Annotated in this window: 14 protein-coding genes; 7 read left to right on the top strand and 7 right to left on the bottom strand. The window is 36.2% G+C overall.

The window, feature by feature from the left end; translation table 11 throughout:
* Nucleotides 1-25: 25 nt before the first annotated feature.
* The 3 genes from EV145_RS13700 to EV145_RS13690 all read left to right on the top strand — a co-directional run bounded on the left by EV145_RS13700 (nt 26) and on the right by EV145_RS13690 (nt 4,519).
* Complete coding sequence (locus EV145_RS13700) at nt 26-310, top strand: hypothetical protein (RefSeq protein ID WP_133525766.1); 285 nt, start codon at nt 26-28, stop codon at nt 308-310.
* 58 nt (nt 311-368) lie between these two features.
* Nucleotides 369-908, top strand: a complete 540-nt coding sequence (locus EV145_RS13695; protein ID WP_133525765.1) for a sensor histidine kinase — start codon at nt 369-371, stop codon at nt 906-908.
* Between the two features lie 329 nt (nt 909-1,237).
* Nucleotides 1,238-4,519: a CheR family methyltransferase gene (locus EV145_RS13690; RefSeq protein WP_166638461.1), complete on the top strand. Its 3,282-nt coding sequence runs from the start codon at nt 1,238-1,240 to the stop codon at nt 4,517-4,519.
* Nucleotides 4,520-4,735: 216 nt separating this feature from the next.
* On the opposite strand, the gene EV145_RS13685 is transcribed toward EV145_RS13690, so the two are convergent.
* From EV145_RS13685 to EV145_RS13675, 3 genes are all read right to left on the bottom strand, one after another.
* Complete coding sequence (locus EV145_RS13685; RefSeq protein WP_133525763.1) at nt 4,736-5,038, bottom strand: hypothetical protein; 303 nt, start codon at nt 5,036-5,038, stop codon at nt 4,736-4,738.
* Between the two features lie 595 nt (nt 5,039-5,633).
* Nucleotides 5,634-5,984, bottom strand: coding sequence for a hypothetical protein (locus EV145_RS13680; RefSeq protein WP_133525762.1), 351 nt, complete (start codon nt 5,982-5,984; stop codon nt 5,634-5,636).
* Nucleotides 5,977-6,345 (bottom strand): hypothetical protein, encoded by a 369-nt coding sequence (locus EV145_RS13675; RefSeq protein WP_133525761.1) that lies wholly within the window; start codon nt 6,343-6,345, stop codon nt 5,977-5,979. Before EV145_RS13675 ends, EV145_RS13680 begins: the two co-directional genes overlap by 8 nt.
* 1,280 nt (nt 6,346-7,625) lie before the next feature.
* On the opposite strand from EV145_RS13675, the gene EV145_RS13670 reads away from it, so the two are divergent.
* Complete coding sequence (locus EV145_RS13670; RefSeq protein ID WP_243739265.1) at nt 7,626-8,081, top strand: hypothetical protein; 456 nt, start codon at nt 7,626-7,628, stop codon at nt 8,079-8,081.
* Between the two features lie 13 nt (nt 8,082-8,094).
* Nucleotides 8,095-10,635, top strand: a complete 2,541-nt coding sequence (gene ligD / locus EV145_RS13665) for a DNA ligase D (protein WP_133525760.1) — start codon at nt 8,095-8,097, stop codon at nt 10,633-10,635.
* Here the strand turns inward: ligD and EV145_RS13660 are convergent.
* Both EV145_RS13660 and EV145_RS13655 read right to left on the bottom strand, forming a co-directional pair.
* Nucleotides 10,632-11,402: a Ku protein gene (locus EV145_RS13660; RefSeq protein ID WP_133525759.1), complete on the bottom strand. Its 771-nt coding sequence runs from the start codon at nt 11,400-11,402 to the stop codon at nt 10,632-10,634. The two genes, ligD and EV145_RS13660, sit on opposite strands and share 4 nt — an antisense overlap.
* Before the next feature lie 1,004 nt (nt 11,403-12,406).
* Entirely contained in the window at nt 12,407-12,655 is a 249-nt protein-coding gene (locus EV145_RS13655) for a hypothetical protein (protein ID WP_133525758.1), read from the bottom strand.
* A gap of 363 nt (nt 12,656-13,018) precedes the next feature.
* Between EV145_RS13655 and EV145_RS13650 the strand changes: the two genes are divergently transcribed.
* Nucleotides 13,019-15,010 carry a PAS domain-containing sensor histidine kinase gene (locus EV145_RS13650; RefSeq protein ID WP_133525757.1) on the top strand — a complete coding sequence of 664 codons (1,992 nt, stop codon included), beginning with the start codon at nt 13,019-13,021 and terminating at the stop codon, nt 15,008-15,010.
* 108 nt (nt 15,011-15,118) lie between these two features.
* Here EV145_RS13650 and EV145_RS13645 read toward each other — a convergent pair whose 3' ends face one another.
* Nucleotides 15,119-15,628: a response regulator gene (locus EV145_RS13645; protein WP_166638460.1), complete on the bottom strand. Its 510-nt coding sequence runs from the start codon at nt 15,626-15,628 to the stop codon at nt 15,119-15,121.
* Between the two features lie 331 nt (nt 15,629-15,959).
* Entirely contained in the window at nt 15,960-16,358 is a 399-nt protein-coding gene (locus EV145_RS13640) for a hypothetical protein (RefSeq protein WP_133525755.1), read from the bottom strand.
* A 378-nt stretch (nt 16,359-16,736) separates the two neighbouring features.
* On the opposite strand from EV145_RS13640, the gene EV145_RS13635 reads away from it, so the two are divergent.
* Nucleotides 16,737-17,393: a DUF6766 family protein gene (locus EV145_RS13635; RefSeq protein WP_133525754.1), complete on the top strand. Its 657-nt coding sequence runs from the start codon at nt 16,737-16,739 to the stop codon at nt 17,391-17,393.
* Nucleotides 17,394-17,431: the final 38 nt, after the last annotated feature.

Below are 17,431 nucleotides of genomic sequence, written 5' to 3'. Positions count from 1 at the left end.
AAAACACAAGTAAATAACAAGAGTAATGGACCAGCTAAATCCTTTAACGCAATTCTTCAAAGCAATAGAAAAAGACCAGCGCAATAGCATTACCCCTATCGGAATTTTTGCGGCATTACTACAATTCAGAACTGCTGCAGGCTATATTAATCCCATTAAAGCATATAGGCATGAAATTATGAAGATTGCTAAAATAAGCGGCCCAGTTACCTATCACAGATGTATCAGAGACCTAAATGATTACGGTTATATAAATTATCTTCCAAAGAGAAATAGAAATCAGAAGAGCATAATTTATTTCACCGTTTAAGAGTTTACTAAAATTCTCAGTAAAACACCTTTTCAAGGTAGATCAGTCCGCTGAGAGAATGCAAAGCATTGTAGAGGGCATCCTTGCCTATTCTACCCTGAATAAGAAAACCCAGCCCGTAGAGCAGATAAGCCTTGATGACATTATTGAGAACATAAAAGTTGACCTGGAACTTATCATAAATGAAAAAGGCGCCATACTGATCAAGGACGCGCTTCCCGATATACAAGGGGCACCTATTTTGATACACCAGCTATTCTATAACCTGATACACAATGCCCTGAAGTTCTCCAAAGCAGACCAGCCGCCGCGGGTCATCCTGTCTCACCTCATTATAAAGGATAAGCAAAGGGAGTTTATTGAAATAAGCATTAAGGACAATGGCATTGGACTTGACCCGGATCATTATGAAAAAATATTTAATGCTTTTGAAAGACTGCATTCCAAAGATCAGTACGAAGGGAACGGACTTGGCGTGACGCTATGCCGAAAAATTGCACTAAGGCATGGCGGCAGCATAATGGCTTTAGGCCAAAAAGATATCGGCGCGGAATTTATCGTTACACTGCCTTTAAAACAAACAGGAGATACTGTCTAGGAAATCACAACATCCTGCTTTGATATAATAAACAATCAGTATATTGTGAAATTTCCCTACCGTAAATACAAGGCGCCAATTAAAGATAATTGACGCGTTATTACACCCGTTCCCGAAAATTTTACACAAAAAGTTTATATTATGTAAGTTAATTCCAGTTTAATATAAAGAAATGTAAATAATTTCGCTTATATTTACCTTTATCCAGAAACCTTAAAATCTGCTTTCGCCAATTGCATTATTAATTTTAGTAACCTGGCTAATATAATTTTTGACCCTGGCATTCCAATTGGATGCTGCATTATTATATGGGCTTAAACTTACACATAATGAGCGATTCAGAAACAAATAAAACAGCAAATAACTTTCCTGTTGTAGGTATAGGCGCCTCTGCGGGCGGACTTGACGCTTATCAAAAGCTCCTCTCGAAGATACCGGCAGATTCCGGAATGGCGTATGTCATCGTGATGCATTTATCCTCAGACTTTCAGAGCAATCTCAGTTCAATACTGTCAAAATATACGGCCCTTCCAGTTCAGGAGATTGTAAATGAAATTCATCTTGTCCCTGATCACATTTATGTAATCCCGCAAAACAATAACCTAATTGCAGTGGATGGAGTTTTAAAACTGTATAAAAGAAACCGCAGCGATAAAGTAAATAAGGCTATTGATATCTTTTTTGAATCGCTTGCCCAGGTACATAAAAGCTTTGCCATTGGAGTTTTACTTTCGGGCACTGCTTTTGATGGGACTGCCGGTTTAAAAAAGATCAGGGAAGCAGGCGGCGCCACAATCGCGCAGGATCCCGGGACAACACGTTTTAAAAGCATGCCCCAAAGTGCCATTGAGGCTGATACGGTCGATTTTGTGCTTGCGCCTAAAGCCATCCCTTCCAAATTAATTGATATCCGAAACAGTTATATCACTAGTCATGCCTACAGCGAAGAAGAGCATTTGTCTAAGGATGAAGAGCAAATCCTGGTTCAGATCATCCATCTTATTTTTTTAAGAACAGGAAATGATTTTGGCCATTACACGCAGCCCACAATTAGAAGACGCATTGCCAGAAGGATGGTTATCCTACAGAAACAAACCCTAGGAGACTACTATAATGCACTTCGAAACAGCAAGGAAGAGCAGGACCTGCTATTTAATGATTTTCTGATTCCCGTTACCTACTTTTTCAGGGACGAGCATTTTTTTGAATCGCTGCCCCATCTGGTTTTTCCTGAGTTGATCCAAAACATCCAAAACAATACCCTGCGTATCTGGGTTGCCGGATGCTCTACAGGTGAGGAAGCCTATTCACTGGCTATATGTCTTGATGAATATTTATCTGAGAATAGCCTGAGTGAAATTCGCGTAAAGATCTTTGCATCGGACATTTCGGAGAAATCAATAGCAAAAGCCAGAGCCGCCATCTATTCTTCGCAGGATGTCCAGCAAATCTCCGAGGCCAGACTGGCGAATTATTTTGCTAAAAAAGACGGCCAATATCACGCTCAGAAAGTGATTCGTGATATGTGCATTTTTGCGGTACATAACTTTATAAAAGATCCTCCTTTTGCCAGGATTGATCTGGTCTCATGCCGCAATGTGCTGATTTATTTTGATCAGACGCTGCAAAATAAAGCCTTGGGCTCCATTCATTATTCCCTGAAAGAAAAGGGTTTTTTATTGATCGGTAAATCAGAAACCACAAGCAGCGCAGAAAATTTGTTTGAGAGCATCGCAAAACAGGAAAAGATCCATGTACGCAAATTCAGCCCCGTTCGTTATGTGCCTGAGGCTTTTAAACCGGCACAGGTAGCTGAGCAAGCCATCACGGAAATAGCTAAAGTTCCCCCTCAAACTGATTTTAACAAAATAACATCAGGAATTTTACTTTCAAACTATACCCCGTCAAGTGTCATCATAAATGAGCAGCTGGAGATTGTACATTTCCATGGGGACACAAGCCCGTTTTTGTCACCGCCGGCTGGAAGGTCCAATTTTAATATACTAAAAATGGCAAGCGCGGAAATCAGCTTTATGCTTCAAGGTGCCATTTCAAAAATAAAAAAAGACAAAAAACCTATCCGTAAAGAGAACCTCCTTGTTAGAGACCAGGATTATAGCGTGTCTTTTGAAATAGTAACAATTCCTAATGATGAGTGTTATCTTATGATTCTTTTTCAAAAGAATTTGATGTCCGAGACTCAGTATGGGCAAAAAACTATAAAAAATAATATTGATTATAACCGTATTATAGAGCTTGAAAAAGAGCTTGACCAAATGCGTGAAGATATCAAACGCATTACCCAGGAACAGCAGACGGCACTCGAGGAATTACAGACCACCAATGAGGAGCTGCTCAGCAGCGGTGAGGAACTTCAGGTCCTCAATGAAGAACTTGAGGCTTCATCCGAGGAGCTGCAGTCCAATAATGAGGAATTGATGTGTGTAAACGATGAGCTTATGGACCGTCAGGATCAGCTTGTATCAGCGCGCAATTATGCGCAGTCAATCGTGAATACTATGCGCGAGCCTCTTATTGTTATTGATAAAGATGGCATAATAAAAAGTGCCAATCCCGCATTTTACAAATACTTTCAAACTACAGAATCGCAAACCGAGGGACACTGCTTTTTTGAAATCGGAAACTGTCAGTGGGATATTGCTGAATTTAAGGACCTTATCCTGAAAATATCGGCAGAAAATAAAGCGGTAGTAGATTACAAAGTGGATGTTGTCTGTCCGGGTATTGGCAAAAAAACAATGATGGTCAACGCGAACCTTATTGTTGATTCCAAACCCAAGGGAATGATTCTCCTGGCACTTGAGGATATCACAGAACTAGCTGCTGCCAATGAGCAATTAAGGTCTAAGAACAAGGAACTGCAAAAGAACAACGAGCAGCTGCAGATTTTTTCTGCTGCTGCCAGCCATGATCTTCAGGAACCGCTTCGTAAAATTCAGATGTTTTCCAGAAAAATCTTAGACCGTGATAAAAGCCTGGCTGAATCCACTATACATAACCTGGAGCGTATCGTGTTTTCAGCTTCAAACATGAGCCAGTTAATTACCGATCTTATCAATTATACCAGAGTTAATTTTACGGATAAGGAATTTAAAAAGACCGATCTAAATTTACTTTTAAAGAAAACCCTTAGTAATACCAAAGAAACAATTAAAGAGAAAAATGCTGTTGTCTCTGTTTCGTCCCTTCCGGCGCTAACGGTAATACCCCATCAAATCCAGCAGCTATTCACCAATTTACTGACCAACTCCATTAAATATAGTAAAGAGGGTGCTGTGCCGGAAATTAGAATAGAAACAGCAGAACCTTCAAGTGAGGAAATAGCCGAATTTGTAGATAACCCTGATATTACTTATGTCAAAATCTGCGTTAGTGATAATGGAATGGGTTTTAGCAAAGATTACGAGGACAGAATTTTTAATCCTTTTTACAGGCTGCACAATCACAATGAATATAGCGGCAGCGGTCTTGGACTCACCCTTGTGAAAAAAATTGTAGATAACCATCATGGTTTTATAAAGGCATCAAGCAGAATCAATAAAGGAACAAAGATGTTTATTTATCTTCCCTTACAAGATCTAAAAAATTAGGACATCACGAAATATGAAAGGTACTGAATAAAATTCCACCTCAGTTCAGTGAATAAATTCAATGTATGCCTAATCGGAAAGGTGCCAACTGACAACATTGGCGCCTTTTTTTAATCCTTATTACATTATAAGTTACCATATCGGGCAAATAAATACGGGTACCTTAACATATATTATATATACATCCCAACATTGAACTGAAGAATTTATTGAGATTCAAAGGCAATTCCTTCTCAATCCTAACAAATGTCTATTTATCTGTTCAATTCTAATATAGGTTGGAAAAAAATTACGCGTGTGTTTTTCAAGCAGCGGTATAATCGAGACTATTTTGCCTTTATCTACTATATATTTTGCTGCTTCAATATACACTTGGCTCTCATCATCCATTTCAATTATAAAAGTATGATCAAATGGATCAGTAATCTCAACTGTGCAAAAATTCTCAACACAGGAGAACATACAATGCAAATCGATACAGTATCCTTTACATTCAACCAATATTATATATTCTCCCATCGGATTAGTATTTAAACTTACATATGAACTAAATTTACAAATGTTTAAAGAAATAAAAAATACATTAAACAAAATTTGCAATAAATTTATATAATCAAAATTAGATTATTAATCTCCTAGTAAATCCCGTAACTTGATAGTAATGGAATCTCAAAGATTAATATCTTAATCAGAGCTAAACAATTGGGGCAGAAAAATCAATTCTCCAAGACAAAAGAGGGCTTCTCGGGAGTCCTAGGCCACGATAGCATGAAATCTCTTTGTGCCGAAACCCGGCACAAAGAGATTTCAATGCATAGAGGGAAAAACTTCTGAAAACTGTTTTATAATCTTTTTCAACAACAGTTCCGCACCACGTGCAGGCATTATGGCTCTCGTCTTTTGTTATAATAATATCTATATCTTTTACAGGAAGTATCGATAAACCAGGCTTTACCTCTTTATGTTTATAGATGCTGAGTGTACCACAGTCCTCGATATAAACTCTTAACCTGTCCTAAATTTCTTATCTCTTTTTCCCGTAAAAGCTCAAATAACTGCTGTCTCGAAATAAAATGCTTTTCTAACTGTCCGATGTCAATAACTGAATCTTTAATTAGGGTAGCAACCTGCCCTGCATTAACTTCTCCCAGCTTCTGCTTATAAAAAAGTTTCTGGTAAGACTCCGCTGCAATACCAAAATTGTCAGTAATACTATTACTCCAATCACAATTCCGTGAGTTGGCCCGTGCATTGGCATTGCAACAATGGCACCTAGTGTAATGAATACCGCCTTTTCCGTTATAGTTAATATCGAATTGGTACGTTTTCCTAATAGCCGAACGACAAATACCAATGCCATATATAAAATAATGCTTCTAATGGCTACCTCAACTATAATTTCTGGAGGTGCTTCTCCAAATAAAATTCGATACCAATCATCAATTTTAATATCATCCTTATTCATAATGGGCTGTTTGTGTTCCACTACTTTCTTCTTTTCCAACCCTTAAACCTCTATCACCTCCGGATAGATTATTGCCAACTGGTTGAAATTCCGGCACAAGACCCATCACATTTATATAATATTTTTCAATACCCTCATCTGACACTTTCACCGCATCACTTAAAACCTCAACCTCTAAACCTATATGTTGCAACCAGCTTGCATTCTGTATGCAGAAGGATTTCTCATACCAATGAAAAGACCATTCACCCAAGATTAACAAATTTTCAACGGCATGATAGCCTTTAGTTTTTTCATTAAAACCACCAATCTTACTAATGTGCTTAGTAATTTCCTTTTTCTCTTCCTTGGTTATCAACATTCGAACTTTAAAAACCAAAGTTGCTTTCTAAGCTCCAGAGCATCATCACGATTAGTAGAAATAAAATCTAACTCATCATTTTTAAATAAGAATCAAATTAATTTGTACTCACGGCTTGCCGGATGGAAGCTACACACTTTAAATAGGTGTTGTTCTACTGCAATTTTTTCATTTGTGTTCACCTTCATTAATTTTAGAATAACAAAACTAACACAGATAGCAACAGCGTAACCCAGATTTAATGTTCCAATTTGAAACAAAATAAAAAAAAAATCAATAAAAAAGTCAATCTAACCAGATTGGCCTTTTTAAAATTAACACACTTTATTTTACTTTGCTAATTTTCTAATTCTCCAATTCTAGCCCTAGGGCAGATAGCAATGAAAATCCCTATGTGCCCGGGCTTGGCACAAAAGATTGGAACATTAGCGGGAAAAAGCTCCAAAAAGACAGCATTAAACACAATTGAAGATACTATTCACTCAAATTAGATTCCGGTAACAATTCTTAAATACTCGATTAATTCAAGCCCTGCAGCATTCTGCCCACCTGCATAACATCCAAGTCTCTTTCTGTAGCATCCGAATGATCTGGATTTGTTTTCTTTGAATTTTTCATTTCTTATCTTTTAAATGTTTGTGTATGAAGTGCATTTTTATAATGTCCAAACAAATTTAAAGCAACTAAAAATCAACTACTTACACAATTAACTCTGAGATTTATAACATTTTAGGTTTATTTCTTTTGCTCCATTATTTATCTGGAATAAAACACATTAAAAGACTGATAATTATACAATTACAAACTTTAATTCTATAAAAAAAAACACAAAATTGATACTAAATTTGATTTGATTAAAAGCTCTAAACTGACAAAGAAATTGTTCAATTAAATTTTAATATCATGGAAAATATCCTTAATCCTCAAACCCGCGGAAATCCCGGTTATTTAGCCGAAAAAAAAAATCTCGCCAATATCTGTCAATAAAATATTATACTGTACTGCAGGTTCTTTATTATTAGGAACTACTCTAAAGATTGCAGGAAAACGTTCTGTAGGTTCCTGGATCGCAAAATGGGCATTACCGCTACTTGCAGTTGGCTGCTATAAAAATTCTCTCCTTCTTCGTCTGATTTGCAAACAGAATAACAAAAGGAATAATAATCCTGACAAGACTGAAACGAGAAAACAATTTGGATCAATGTACTTCCTGAATCTTAAGAAAAAGGTGCAGGAAGTATATTTTCTATCCTTTATTAATTTAAATCTAAAAATATCAAATGATGGACTTTTACACTTTTATACAGCTTTTAATAGTTTCGATTATCGCAACGGCGGCAATGACATCGTTTAGTTGTTTTATGTCAAAACAGTTTCAGGAGCTTTACAAAGAGCCTGTTTTACTTTCGTTTGTACTTTCCAAATTAAAGATGGAATTGTCTGTCAAATCAGAAAAAATATTGGGCTGGCTCCTTCATTTTTTGATTGGTTTTTTGTTTGTGTTGGCCTATTATGTCCTTTGGGTAAAGGATATTTTGCCAATCTCAACTCTTAGTGCCCTATTATTGGGTGCTATCAGCGGAATAATTGGCATTACTTGCTGGATGTTTATTTTTAAAATGAGTAATCATCAGCCTCACATTGATTTTAAAGGCTATTATTTGCAGCTCTTTTTTGCTCATATAATTTTTGCCATTATAGCAACTGCTTTTTACTCGCTTTCATTAACTTTTTAATACTTACAAAAGCATGTCACTATCTAAATACAATCAGAAAAGAGATTTTAAAAAAACTCAGGAGCCAAAAGGTAAAATTGGAAAATCTGCACATGAATTGATTTTTGTGGTGCAAAAACACGCTGCATCTCATTTGCATTATGATTTTAGACTTGAAATGGATGGCGTACTCAAAAGTTGGGCAATCCCAAAAGGTCCGTCAACGGATCCTGCTGTTAAACGTCTTGCTGTAATGGTCGAAGATCATCCGTATAGTTATAAAGATTTTGAAGGTACAATTCCGGAAGGAAATTATGGTGCAGGAAATGTGATTGTATGGGATAATGGAACATATCAACCTGAAGATTTCTCTGAAAATCCTGAAAAAGCATTGATGGTCGATCTTAAAAAAGGACATTTGAGTTTTATTCTGAAAGGCAAAAAACTTAAAGGAGCTTTTTCATTGGTAAAATTACACGGCAAACAAGAAAATGCCTGGCTGTTAATTAAAAAAAACGATGAATATGTATCACATACTGATATCCTGACTCAAGACAAATCTGTACTATCACAAAGACCATTAGAGGATTTAGAAAAAAAATCAGAAAAAATAGTTCCCCAAGAAAAGGCAAAAACACCTTTTAATAAAAAGACTAAACGTTCCTTAAGTAAGGCTTCATTTATAAAACCAATGTTAGCAAATACAAAAACGGAAGCATTTGATGATTCGGAATGGGTTTTTGAAAAAAAATATGACGGTTATCGTGCCATCGCAGTAATAAATCCAAATAAAGTGGAACTATTTAGTAGGAATGAAATTTCCTTTGATATTCAATTTAAACCAATTGCCGATGAGTTAAAGAAAATTGATCATATTGCGGTTTTAGATGGCGAAATTGTGGTAGAAGATGAAAAGGGAAAAGCTAACTTTCAATTGCTTCAAAACTACCTCAAAACAGGTTTGGGAAAATTAAAATACTTCGTTTTTGATCTTTTGAATTTAGATGGAAACGAGATTACTGAATTGTCTTTGCTCGAAAGAAAAGAATTACTCAAAATACTGTTTAATAAATATGCTTTTACAAATGTCTTTTATTCGGAACATACTTTTGAAAAAGGAATAAAACAATTTGAAATAGCCGAAAAAAATAAGGAAGAAGGAATCATTGCTAAAAAAACAAACAGTACTTATTTACCAAATAAAAGAAGCAGCGACTGGTTAAAAATTAAAACATCTAATCAGGAAGAAGCGATCATTATTGGAATCACGAAACCTAAGAATTCACGCCAATATTTTGGTGCAATTTTACTTGCCCAATATTACGGAAAAAGACTTCAATATATTGGAAAATGCGGAACTGGTTTTTCTGAATCAACGCTGAAAGAACTTTATACAAAACTTGAACCTTTATTTATTAGTGAATCTCCGCTCAGCGAAAAAATTAATTTGAGAGATGAAATTCAATGGGTAAAACCTAAACTGGTTTGTCAAGTAAAATTCTCTGAATGGACTCAGGATAAAAACCTTAGACATCCGGTTTATCTCGGTCTTAGAATTGATAAAAAAGCATCTGAAGTTTTTGTACCGTCTGATGTTAACAATAATACTCCCTTAAAAGAAGAAAAAATGAAAACTAAATCCCAGGATAAAACAGAAAATGATTATGACTTGAAAGTTGGGAAAACCGTACTTCATCTAACCAATCAAAACAAAATATATTTCCCAAAAGACGGAATTACAAAAGGTGATATTGTACAATATTATAATGAAGTTGCTCCTTTGATTTTGCCTTATCTTAAAAATCGTCCGGAATCCATGAATCGTTTTCCTAACGGAATTGATGCTCCTGGTTTTTATCAGAAAGATGTGGATATCGAAAAAATTCCGTCCTGGCTAAAAACTAAAAAAATATTCTCTGACTCGACTGATGCAAATGTAAACTATCTAATATGCAATGACAAAGAGACTTTGTTGTATATGGCAAATCTTGGTTGTATCGAAATTAATCCGTGGAATTCTACTGTACAACATATTGAAAATCCAGATTGGCTGGTAATTGATATTGATCCTGATAAAGATGATTTTAAAGAAGTTGTAAAAACGGCATTGGTTGTAAAAGAAGTTATGGAAGAATTGGAAACTCATTGTCTGTGCAAAACTTCGGGCGCTTCAGGATTACATGTTTATATTCCGCTTGGAGCAAAATACGATTACGATTCCATAAAAATTCTTGCTGAATTACTGGCGAAAGAAATCCAATTGCGTTTACCTGAAGCTACATCACTCGAACGCAGCATTAAAAAGAGAAATCACAAAATTTATATTGATTATCTGCAAAATCGCAGAGGACAAACTTTAGCCGCACCGTATTCTGTTCGCCCGAAGCCAGGGGCAACGGTTTCAACACCTTTAGAATGGAATGAGGTGAATGATAAGTTACATCCGTCGCAATTTACCATTAAAAATGTATTGTCCAGATTTGAAAAAAAGGGAGATTTGTGGGCACCGGTTTTATCAAAAGGTGCCAACATTAAGCACATTCTTAAAAAATTGGAAGAAAAACAAAAGGACTAAGACGAGTTTTTTCTTTCTAAACTCGCCTTAAGCATACTCATTAAATCATCACTTTGTTTGTGAACAACTTTTAATTCAGTTGGTTTCTGAACTTTTCCTTTGGCTTTCTTTTTAATTATATCCAAAAGTTTCGCTGTATATTCATCTTTAAAAGTGCTGATATCAAATTTCTCCGTTAGTTGTTCAATTAACTTATTGGCCATATCCAGTTCTTTTGTTTTTACTTTTGAAGCTGGAGGAAGTTTTAAATCTGTCGTATTTCTAATTTCTTGTTCGAATCTTATTCGGTTTAGAACAATGACATTTTTATAAGGTTTTAAAATAGCCAGGCTTTCTTTGTTGCGTAAAACAAAACGTGTTACACCAACTTTTCCCGAAGCTGCAAGCGAATCACGAAGCAATGCATAAGCATTCATAGCGCCTTTGTCAGGCTCCAGATAATAGGGCTGTTCATAATAAATACTTTCGATTTCTTTTTCGAAAGCAAAACTTTCAATATCTATCGTTTTGGTTTTTACAGCATCTGCCGCTTCAAAATCTGAATCTTCCAGAATTACATATTTATCATCGAGTTTATACCCTTTTACAATATTAGCAAAAGTGACTTCTTTGCCTGTATTTTCATTGACACGTTTAAACTTAATATTGGCATGATCTTTTTCATCAAGCATATCCATATCCAGACTGCTTTCCTGAACTGCCGAAAATAACTTAATTGGAATATTAATTAAACCAAAACTAATAGCTCCCGTCCATATTGCTCTCAAAGTTTGATGAATTAAAATTATTCTAAATTTAATACATCAGCGCTAATGGAGCCTTACATAATCTTTAAAAAATATTATATTTTTTCTTTGGACATTGCACATTTAAAAGAAGAAAACATTTACTTAAATATGTTTGTTACAAAAATTGATATAATTCTTTTTAGCTTTAATCATTAACAACTTTGAATATTAAAAAATCATCACGTTAATTTTAAAAAACTGGTCTACTAAAATAACTTACATAAAATGTTTAAAGACTGACATTTAAGCTTTCGTGGCAGAATCGTGGCACATGTAATATTGGAATGGATACCTTTTTTGCGACAATAAGCTAAGACGGTTTTGAAAAAGAGATTAACAATTTCTGTCCTTGACTCTACATTTTCGTGCGATCCCCAACAGGACATCCAAAGTAAATTCTTTAAGCAAATGAAAGTCAGGCACTACCAATAGTAAGCCAAATCCTCAATAAAATTTATAGAAATTCGTCCTGTTCCTGTCACAACAAGCCAAATGGCGCCAATTGAAGACAATGAGCGCCATTTTTTATTCAAAAAATTACTAATTAAAATATTTGGTAATTTTTTGTTTTCGCTTCCTTTTTTCAAATCACACCAGAAAAAAAATACCCGCAAACAATGCATTAAACCGCCTCAATATTTACAAAAATATAGGATATCCCATTGTCATTCTCGGTCCAATATGATTATGGATTTTAATTTTTATAAATAAAGTTCTTAAAATTTAATCTCCTGCTGAATCTTCGCATCGTAAAACGGTAAAATCTGAAAGATGCAATATATTAATCAGAGGTTAAACAATTGAGGCGAATATCAGTTCTCAGAACAAACAGGGTGCTGCAGCAGCCCTAGCCCCGATTGCTTCGCCAGTTCGCTTCGCTCGTGTGCCGTGAAAATCCTTTTGTGCCGGTGTTCGGCACAAAAGATTGCAAAGAATAGCGGGAAAAGCTCCTGAAAACCACTACTAAATATTCCACTCAATAACTACTTGAAAATAGAGATACTGTCCTCGAGTTGCTCCCGGGCAATAAAAGCCGTAATAAACTCTCGCACTTCAATGCCCGTTCCGCTCTCAATGTCAAATGAATTGATATGAAATTCTTCGTCCTGATCCAAAATATGTATGATCTGGGTGTAGCCCTTTGAAATCAAACTGCCCTTTAATTTAATAATATTGGACTGCTGTCTGCCGTCGAGCTGCTTTCGAACCTTTAGCTTCATCCCTTTTTCCATTGCCGGTAATTTAAAATAATATGTTTTTGGTATTTCATATCAAATGTAAAAAATATAAAATAATATTTAGTTCAGATACGCGAATTTAACTTGGAAAATTGATAATCAGAATCAAATAGCACTCAAATGAAAATTTAATAAGAATTGTGCATTTTTATATAAAAATAACTGAAGCTATAGTTTTAATTTTAAGCCTACTAACTTCTAAACTAAAAGTTATGCATCACGTATTACCATCACTGAACTGAAGAATTTCAGAGATGTACTTTTGATAACCTGAAAAATGCGCAAAAACAAACATATTCCCTCCATCTTTTGAGTCTTAAAAATTGGGGAATCTCCGCCTTATTTAAATCTAAATATATGAATGTCGAAAACACACAGGAACTTTATTTATTAGTGATGAATGCACCAGTCGGCATTTGCGTTTTAGATGCCCAAACACTGGTGGCCGAAATTGTAAACGACAGCTTTATAGAAGTGGCAGGAAAACCGCGCGAGGCAATTCTGGGTAAATTTTACTGGGATACTTTTGCCGAGGTAAGCCCATACTACCAAAGCGTTCTTGAAACTGTAATTTCTAAGGGCAAGCCCTACTCCATAAATGAAGCTGAACTTTCCCTGATCAGACACGGGAAGGCAGAAACTGTTTACGTAACTTTTGTTTATGCGCCTTTAAAAGATAACACCGGTGAGGTAAAAAAAGTGGCTGTATGGGTTATGGACAATACCCTGCAGGTGCTTCAAAGGCATAAGGTTGAAGAAAGTGAAAAATTTGCGCGTACTGTTTTTTACAATTCCCCTGTGGCAAAATTGGTTTACACCGGACCTGAAATGGTCCTTGTCCAGGCCAACGAGAAAATGCTTGAAATTTTCGGTAAGGGAGATTCCATTATTGGAAAGCCCATCATGGAAGCAGTGCCCGAGATGCAGCAGACGCATTTATTTGCTGCCTACCAGCACGTACTTACAACCGGGGAAATCCATTCCCAGAAAGCCGCCCGGATCATGTTTGTCAAGAACGGTTCGCCTTATTACGGTTATTATGATTACACTTACAAACCACTGCACGATCCAAAAGGCAGGATTCATGGTGTCATCTGCACGGCTATTGACGTAACGCAACAGGTAAAAGCCAACAAAAGTCTTGAAGAAGCCGAGCAAAACATGAGAGGTGCAGTTGAACTGGCGCAGCTCGGCACATGGACCATTGATGTGGCCACCAATGGGCTGACCTATTCAGACCGCCTCATTGAATGGTTTGGCTATGATCCTTCTGCTCAAAACTATAGTGAAGTTATACCAATTCTTCTGGAAGAAGATCGCCAGCGTGTTGCAGATGCGGTAGCATGGGGACTCAATCCTGAGTCCGGGGGATTGTATGACGAGATCTATACGGTAATACATCCCATAACGGGAAAGAAAAGAATATTGCATGCCCAGGGCAAAACTGTTTTTGATCCCGAGGGCAAGCCTGTACGCATGAACGGGACTGCCCAGGATATTACCATCCAGATCGAGCTGCAGACCCAGCTGGAAAACCAGGTGCAGCAGCGTACCGAAGAGACAGCCGCGGTTATAGAGGAGCTAAGGGCTACAAATGAAGAATTGGAACAAACCAATGTGCAACTCATACATTCCAATGAGGAACTCGAAGAGTTTGCCTACATAGCCTCGCATGACCTGCAGGAACCGCTTCGCAAAATCAGCACCTTTGTGCAGCTGCTCGAGGGCAAAATTAGAGAGCATCTGGACGAAAAATCAGCAGGCTACGTCGATAAAATAAAAGACGCTACAAGCCGTATGAGCAAACTTATCCGGGATGTGCTCGCCTACTCTGCCGTGCCAAAAGATGACAGGGCTTTGGTTGCTGTAAACCTTGAGCATACTGCCAAAAATGCGCTGGAAGATTATGACCTGGTCATGGAGCGCACAGGGGCCAAAGTTACCTGGAACACCCTTCCGGTAATCCAGGGCATACCCCTGCAGATGTCCCAGCTGTTTTTCAATCTGATTGGAAATGCGTTAAAATTCAGACGCCCTGATGTGCCGCCCAGAATTAATATTCATTGCAGTATTGCCTCCCCTGAAGAGATCCGCTCGGCACATCTAAAAGAAGCAATGTCCTATTATAAAATCCAGTTTACCGATAACGGTATAGGGATGAAGCCTGAAGATACGCAGAAAATTTTTAGCATATTTAAAAGACTTCACGGGAAAAATGAATTTGCTGGTACGGGAATAGGACTGGCAATGTGCAAAAAAATTGTCCAGAACCATAATGGGGAAATCGATGCCAGTGAGAGCAGTGAAAACGGAGCGGTATTTAAGGTATATCTTCCAGCGAAAAATTAATATTTTCTAATTGGTGGCAGATTCATAATCAAGGCAGCAGACAAAATTGTGCTGTAATTATAATTTTACACTCAGTCCGGCAAGGGAAATGGAATGGTTCAAACTTTTTTATTCCTTTTGAGATATGTTTTTTTCAGATACAAAAAAAATATTTTTAACCGGATTCACTAAAGCTTTTGCCCAGTGCAAAAGGAATACTCTTTTCAAAATCAGGATAAAGCCCGTAAAAGAGCTTGGTTTTTGTATATAGAGGTTTGCCCCTTTATTGAAAGTATCTTCAATATCATTGGGGTGATTGGAAGTGGAGAGCATAACTGTGGGAATCTCTTTTAGTTCCTGATCGCTCTTTATTTCTGCCAGTGCCTCCTTACCCCCTTTAACAGGCATATTTATATCGATGAAAACAATATCAGGTTTTGGTTCAGCCGGATCTTTCAAAGTATTGACCAGTTCCTGACCGTTCTCTACCGTAATTACTTCAGAAGGAATTTTTGTGGCACTCAGAGCTTCCTTAAACAATTCCTGATCATCTTTATCATCCTCGGCCAATATGATTTTTACTGGCTCTTTTTTTTCTAAGCCTTTAGCATTTCCGACGGGATTTTCAGAATTTATCATTTTAACCATTTTTTATAATTTTCCAAAAGTACTATATTAATGCGTACTAAAAAATGCTTTCAATCAACAATTTAAAAGCATTAATAATTTAGCATCCGGCGATATTGTTAATACCCTTGATTGGCTTATGAAAATTTCACAATTTTGTTTCAAAATTTCTTAGAAGCCACAAATTCAACCTTATGCATGGCGACTTCATTTCCCTATTGCGTTATTGTATAAGTAATGCTATGAAGGATTTTCTAAAACCTGTTAAAGCAGGGGTGCTATTACTGACAGAGCCTAAAGATATGATAATGGCTTTATGTTATAATTTAAGTCATTACATCCATTATTTTTTATTTGCTTTTTTTTCTTTTGAAGCTTTAGCTTTAGCCTTACTACCTAATTTGGTAGTATCCTTTTTTGTTTGTGAAGATATATCATATACTGAACCATCTTTTGCACTTGGTCCGGGACCAGTTCCGTTATTAGCCGTAGTGGTTTGTCTGTTTGCGGGCTTTTCTGGAGAGGAAATACTTCCTGCGCCAGTAACGCCTTTAGGTTCAGTATCGCTTGTACTGGTAGCATTTGTGTCAGTTCCTGTTTTTGGTCTAGCTGCTGATGCAGTATGAGTGGATGCTTTTGTTGTATCAATCTCATCGCTATATCCATCTTTATTATTTTTGCAGGAAAGTAACCCTATTGTTAATATGATCAGAATCATTTTTAATTGAGATAGTGTTTTCATAATAATAAGTTTTTCTGTTGCTAATAGTCAAATTTAAAATTAACATTACACCGGTTTTTACATAATTTACTTTGTATTTTATAAATCTTTAACTTAAATTTTAAAATTAAGGATTACACTCGCAATTTAAATTGTAATGAAAGAAGTCTATAACTTTTCACGATATTAATTTTTAGAAGAAACAAGGAGTTTTAATTTTAGCATTTGTTTTTAAAGGACTCATAACAAGGAAATATCTTGTGAAAGTAAGCACCAGTAAGGAAACTTCGCCCCAGCAGTTGGTACCAATGTTTAGTAATGAAATCATGTAAATCTTTGCGATAATTCTGTAAAAAAATAATGTATCAGTTTCTGAAATTTGTTAGAAAACAAATTGAAATGAAAAACCTATTACGCAATAACGGATTATGTATTTGCTTCTTACTCTTGTTTTTAGCATCTTGGGCTGGCCAGACAATCTTTGGTTTTAAAGAGCATAATAAGGAACTGATTGAAAATGGAAGCACAGCTATTAATCTTTCTGCATATCTCATTTCAGGTCATTTTATTCAATCGACTTTTGAAAACTGGGAAAGCGAGTTTCTTCAAATGGCATTATTTGTTGTCCTGACTATTTTTTTAATGCAAAAAGGTTCTTCAGAATCTAAAGATCTTGATCAGGAGGAAGAAGTTGACAGAGAACCCTCGCCTTCGCGAAAAGATGCACCATGGCCTGTAAAAAAAGGCGGATGGATCCTAAAAATTTACAAACATTCACTCACAATTGTTTTGTTCTTATTGTTTATACTTTCCTTTTTTGCCCATTTTTATGGAAGCTTAAAAGATGAAAATGAACAATTAGCATTAAAAGGAATGCCACTGGAATCTGCCTTTGATTATATTGGGGATTCGAGGTTTTGGTTTGAATCTTTTCAAAACTGGCAAAGCGAATTTCTATCTGTTTTTGCCATTATAATGCTTTCCATTTACCTCAGACAAATTGGCTCTTCACAGTCTAAACCTGTTGATGCTCCACATATGGAAACAGGAGAATAGTTAAAGTTATTTAAAGCAGAAATAAAATCTTATTATCA

The organism is Flavobacterium sp. 245 (genome assembly GCF_004362055.1).
Classification (GTDB): Bacteria; Bacteroidota; Bacteroidia; order Flavobacteriales; family Flavobacteriaceae; genus Flavobacterium.
Note: the sequence above shows the minus strand (reverse complement) of the source record. Positions and strands in the feature narration are given on the sequence as shown.

Coding starts and splice junctions, on each gene's coding strand:
- EV145_RS13690 (WP_166638461.1), top strand. CDS start 1,238: ATGAGCGATTCAGAAACAAATAAAACAGCAAATAACTTTCCTGTTGTA.
- EV145_RS13640 (WP_133525755.1), bottom strand. CDS start 16,358: ATGAAAACACTATCTCAATTAAAAATGATTCTGATCATATTAACAATA.
- EV145_RS13700 (WP_133525766.1), top strand. CDS start 26: ATGGACCAGCTAAATCCTTTAACGCAATTCTTCAAAGCAATAGAAAAA.
- EV145_RS13695 (WP_133525765.1), top strand. CDS start 369: ATGCAAAGCATTGTAGAGGGCATCCTTGCCTATTCTACCCTGAATAAG.
- EV145_RS13680 (WP_133525762.1), bottom strand. CDS start 5,984: ATGAATAAGGATGATATTAAAATTGATGATTGGTATCGAATTTTATTT.
- EV145_RS13670 (WP_243739265.1), top strand. CDS start 7,626: ATGATGGACTTTTACACTTTTATACAGCTTTTAATAGTTTCGATTATC.
- ligD (WP_133525760.1), top strand. CDS start 8,095: ATGTCACTATCTAAATACAATCAGAAAAGAGATTTTAAAAAAACTCAG.
- EV145_RS13655 (WP_133525758.1), bottom strand. CDS start 12,655: ATGGAAAAAGGGATGAAGCTAAAGGTTCGAAAGCAGCTCGACGGCAGA.
- EV145_RS13635 (WP_133525754.1), top strand. CDS start 16,737: ATGAAAAACCTATTACGCAATAACGGATTATGTATTTGCTTCTTACTC.
- EV145_RS13650 (WP_133525757.1), top strand. CDS start 13,019: ATGAATGTCGAAAACACACAGGAACTTTATTTATTAGTGATGAATGCA.
- EV145_RS13685 (WP_133525763.1), bottom strand. CDS start 5,038: ATGGGAGAATATATAATATTGGTTGAATGTAAAGGATACTGTATCGAT.
- EV145_RS13675 (WP_133525761.1), bottom strand. CDS start 6,345: ATGTTGATAACCAAGGAAGAGAAAAAGGAAATTACTAAGCACATTAGT.
- EV145_RS13645 (WP_166638460.1), bottom strand. CDS start 15,628: ATGATAAATTCTGAAAATCCCGTCGGAAATGCTAAAGGCTTAGAAAAA.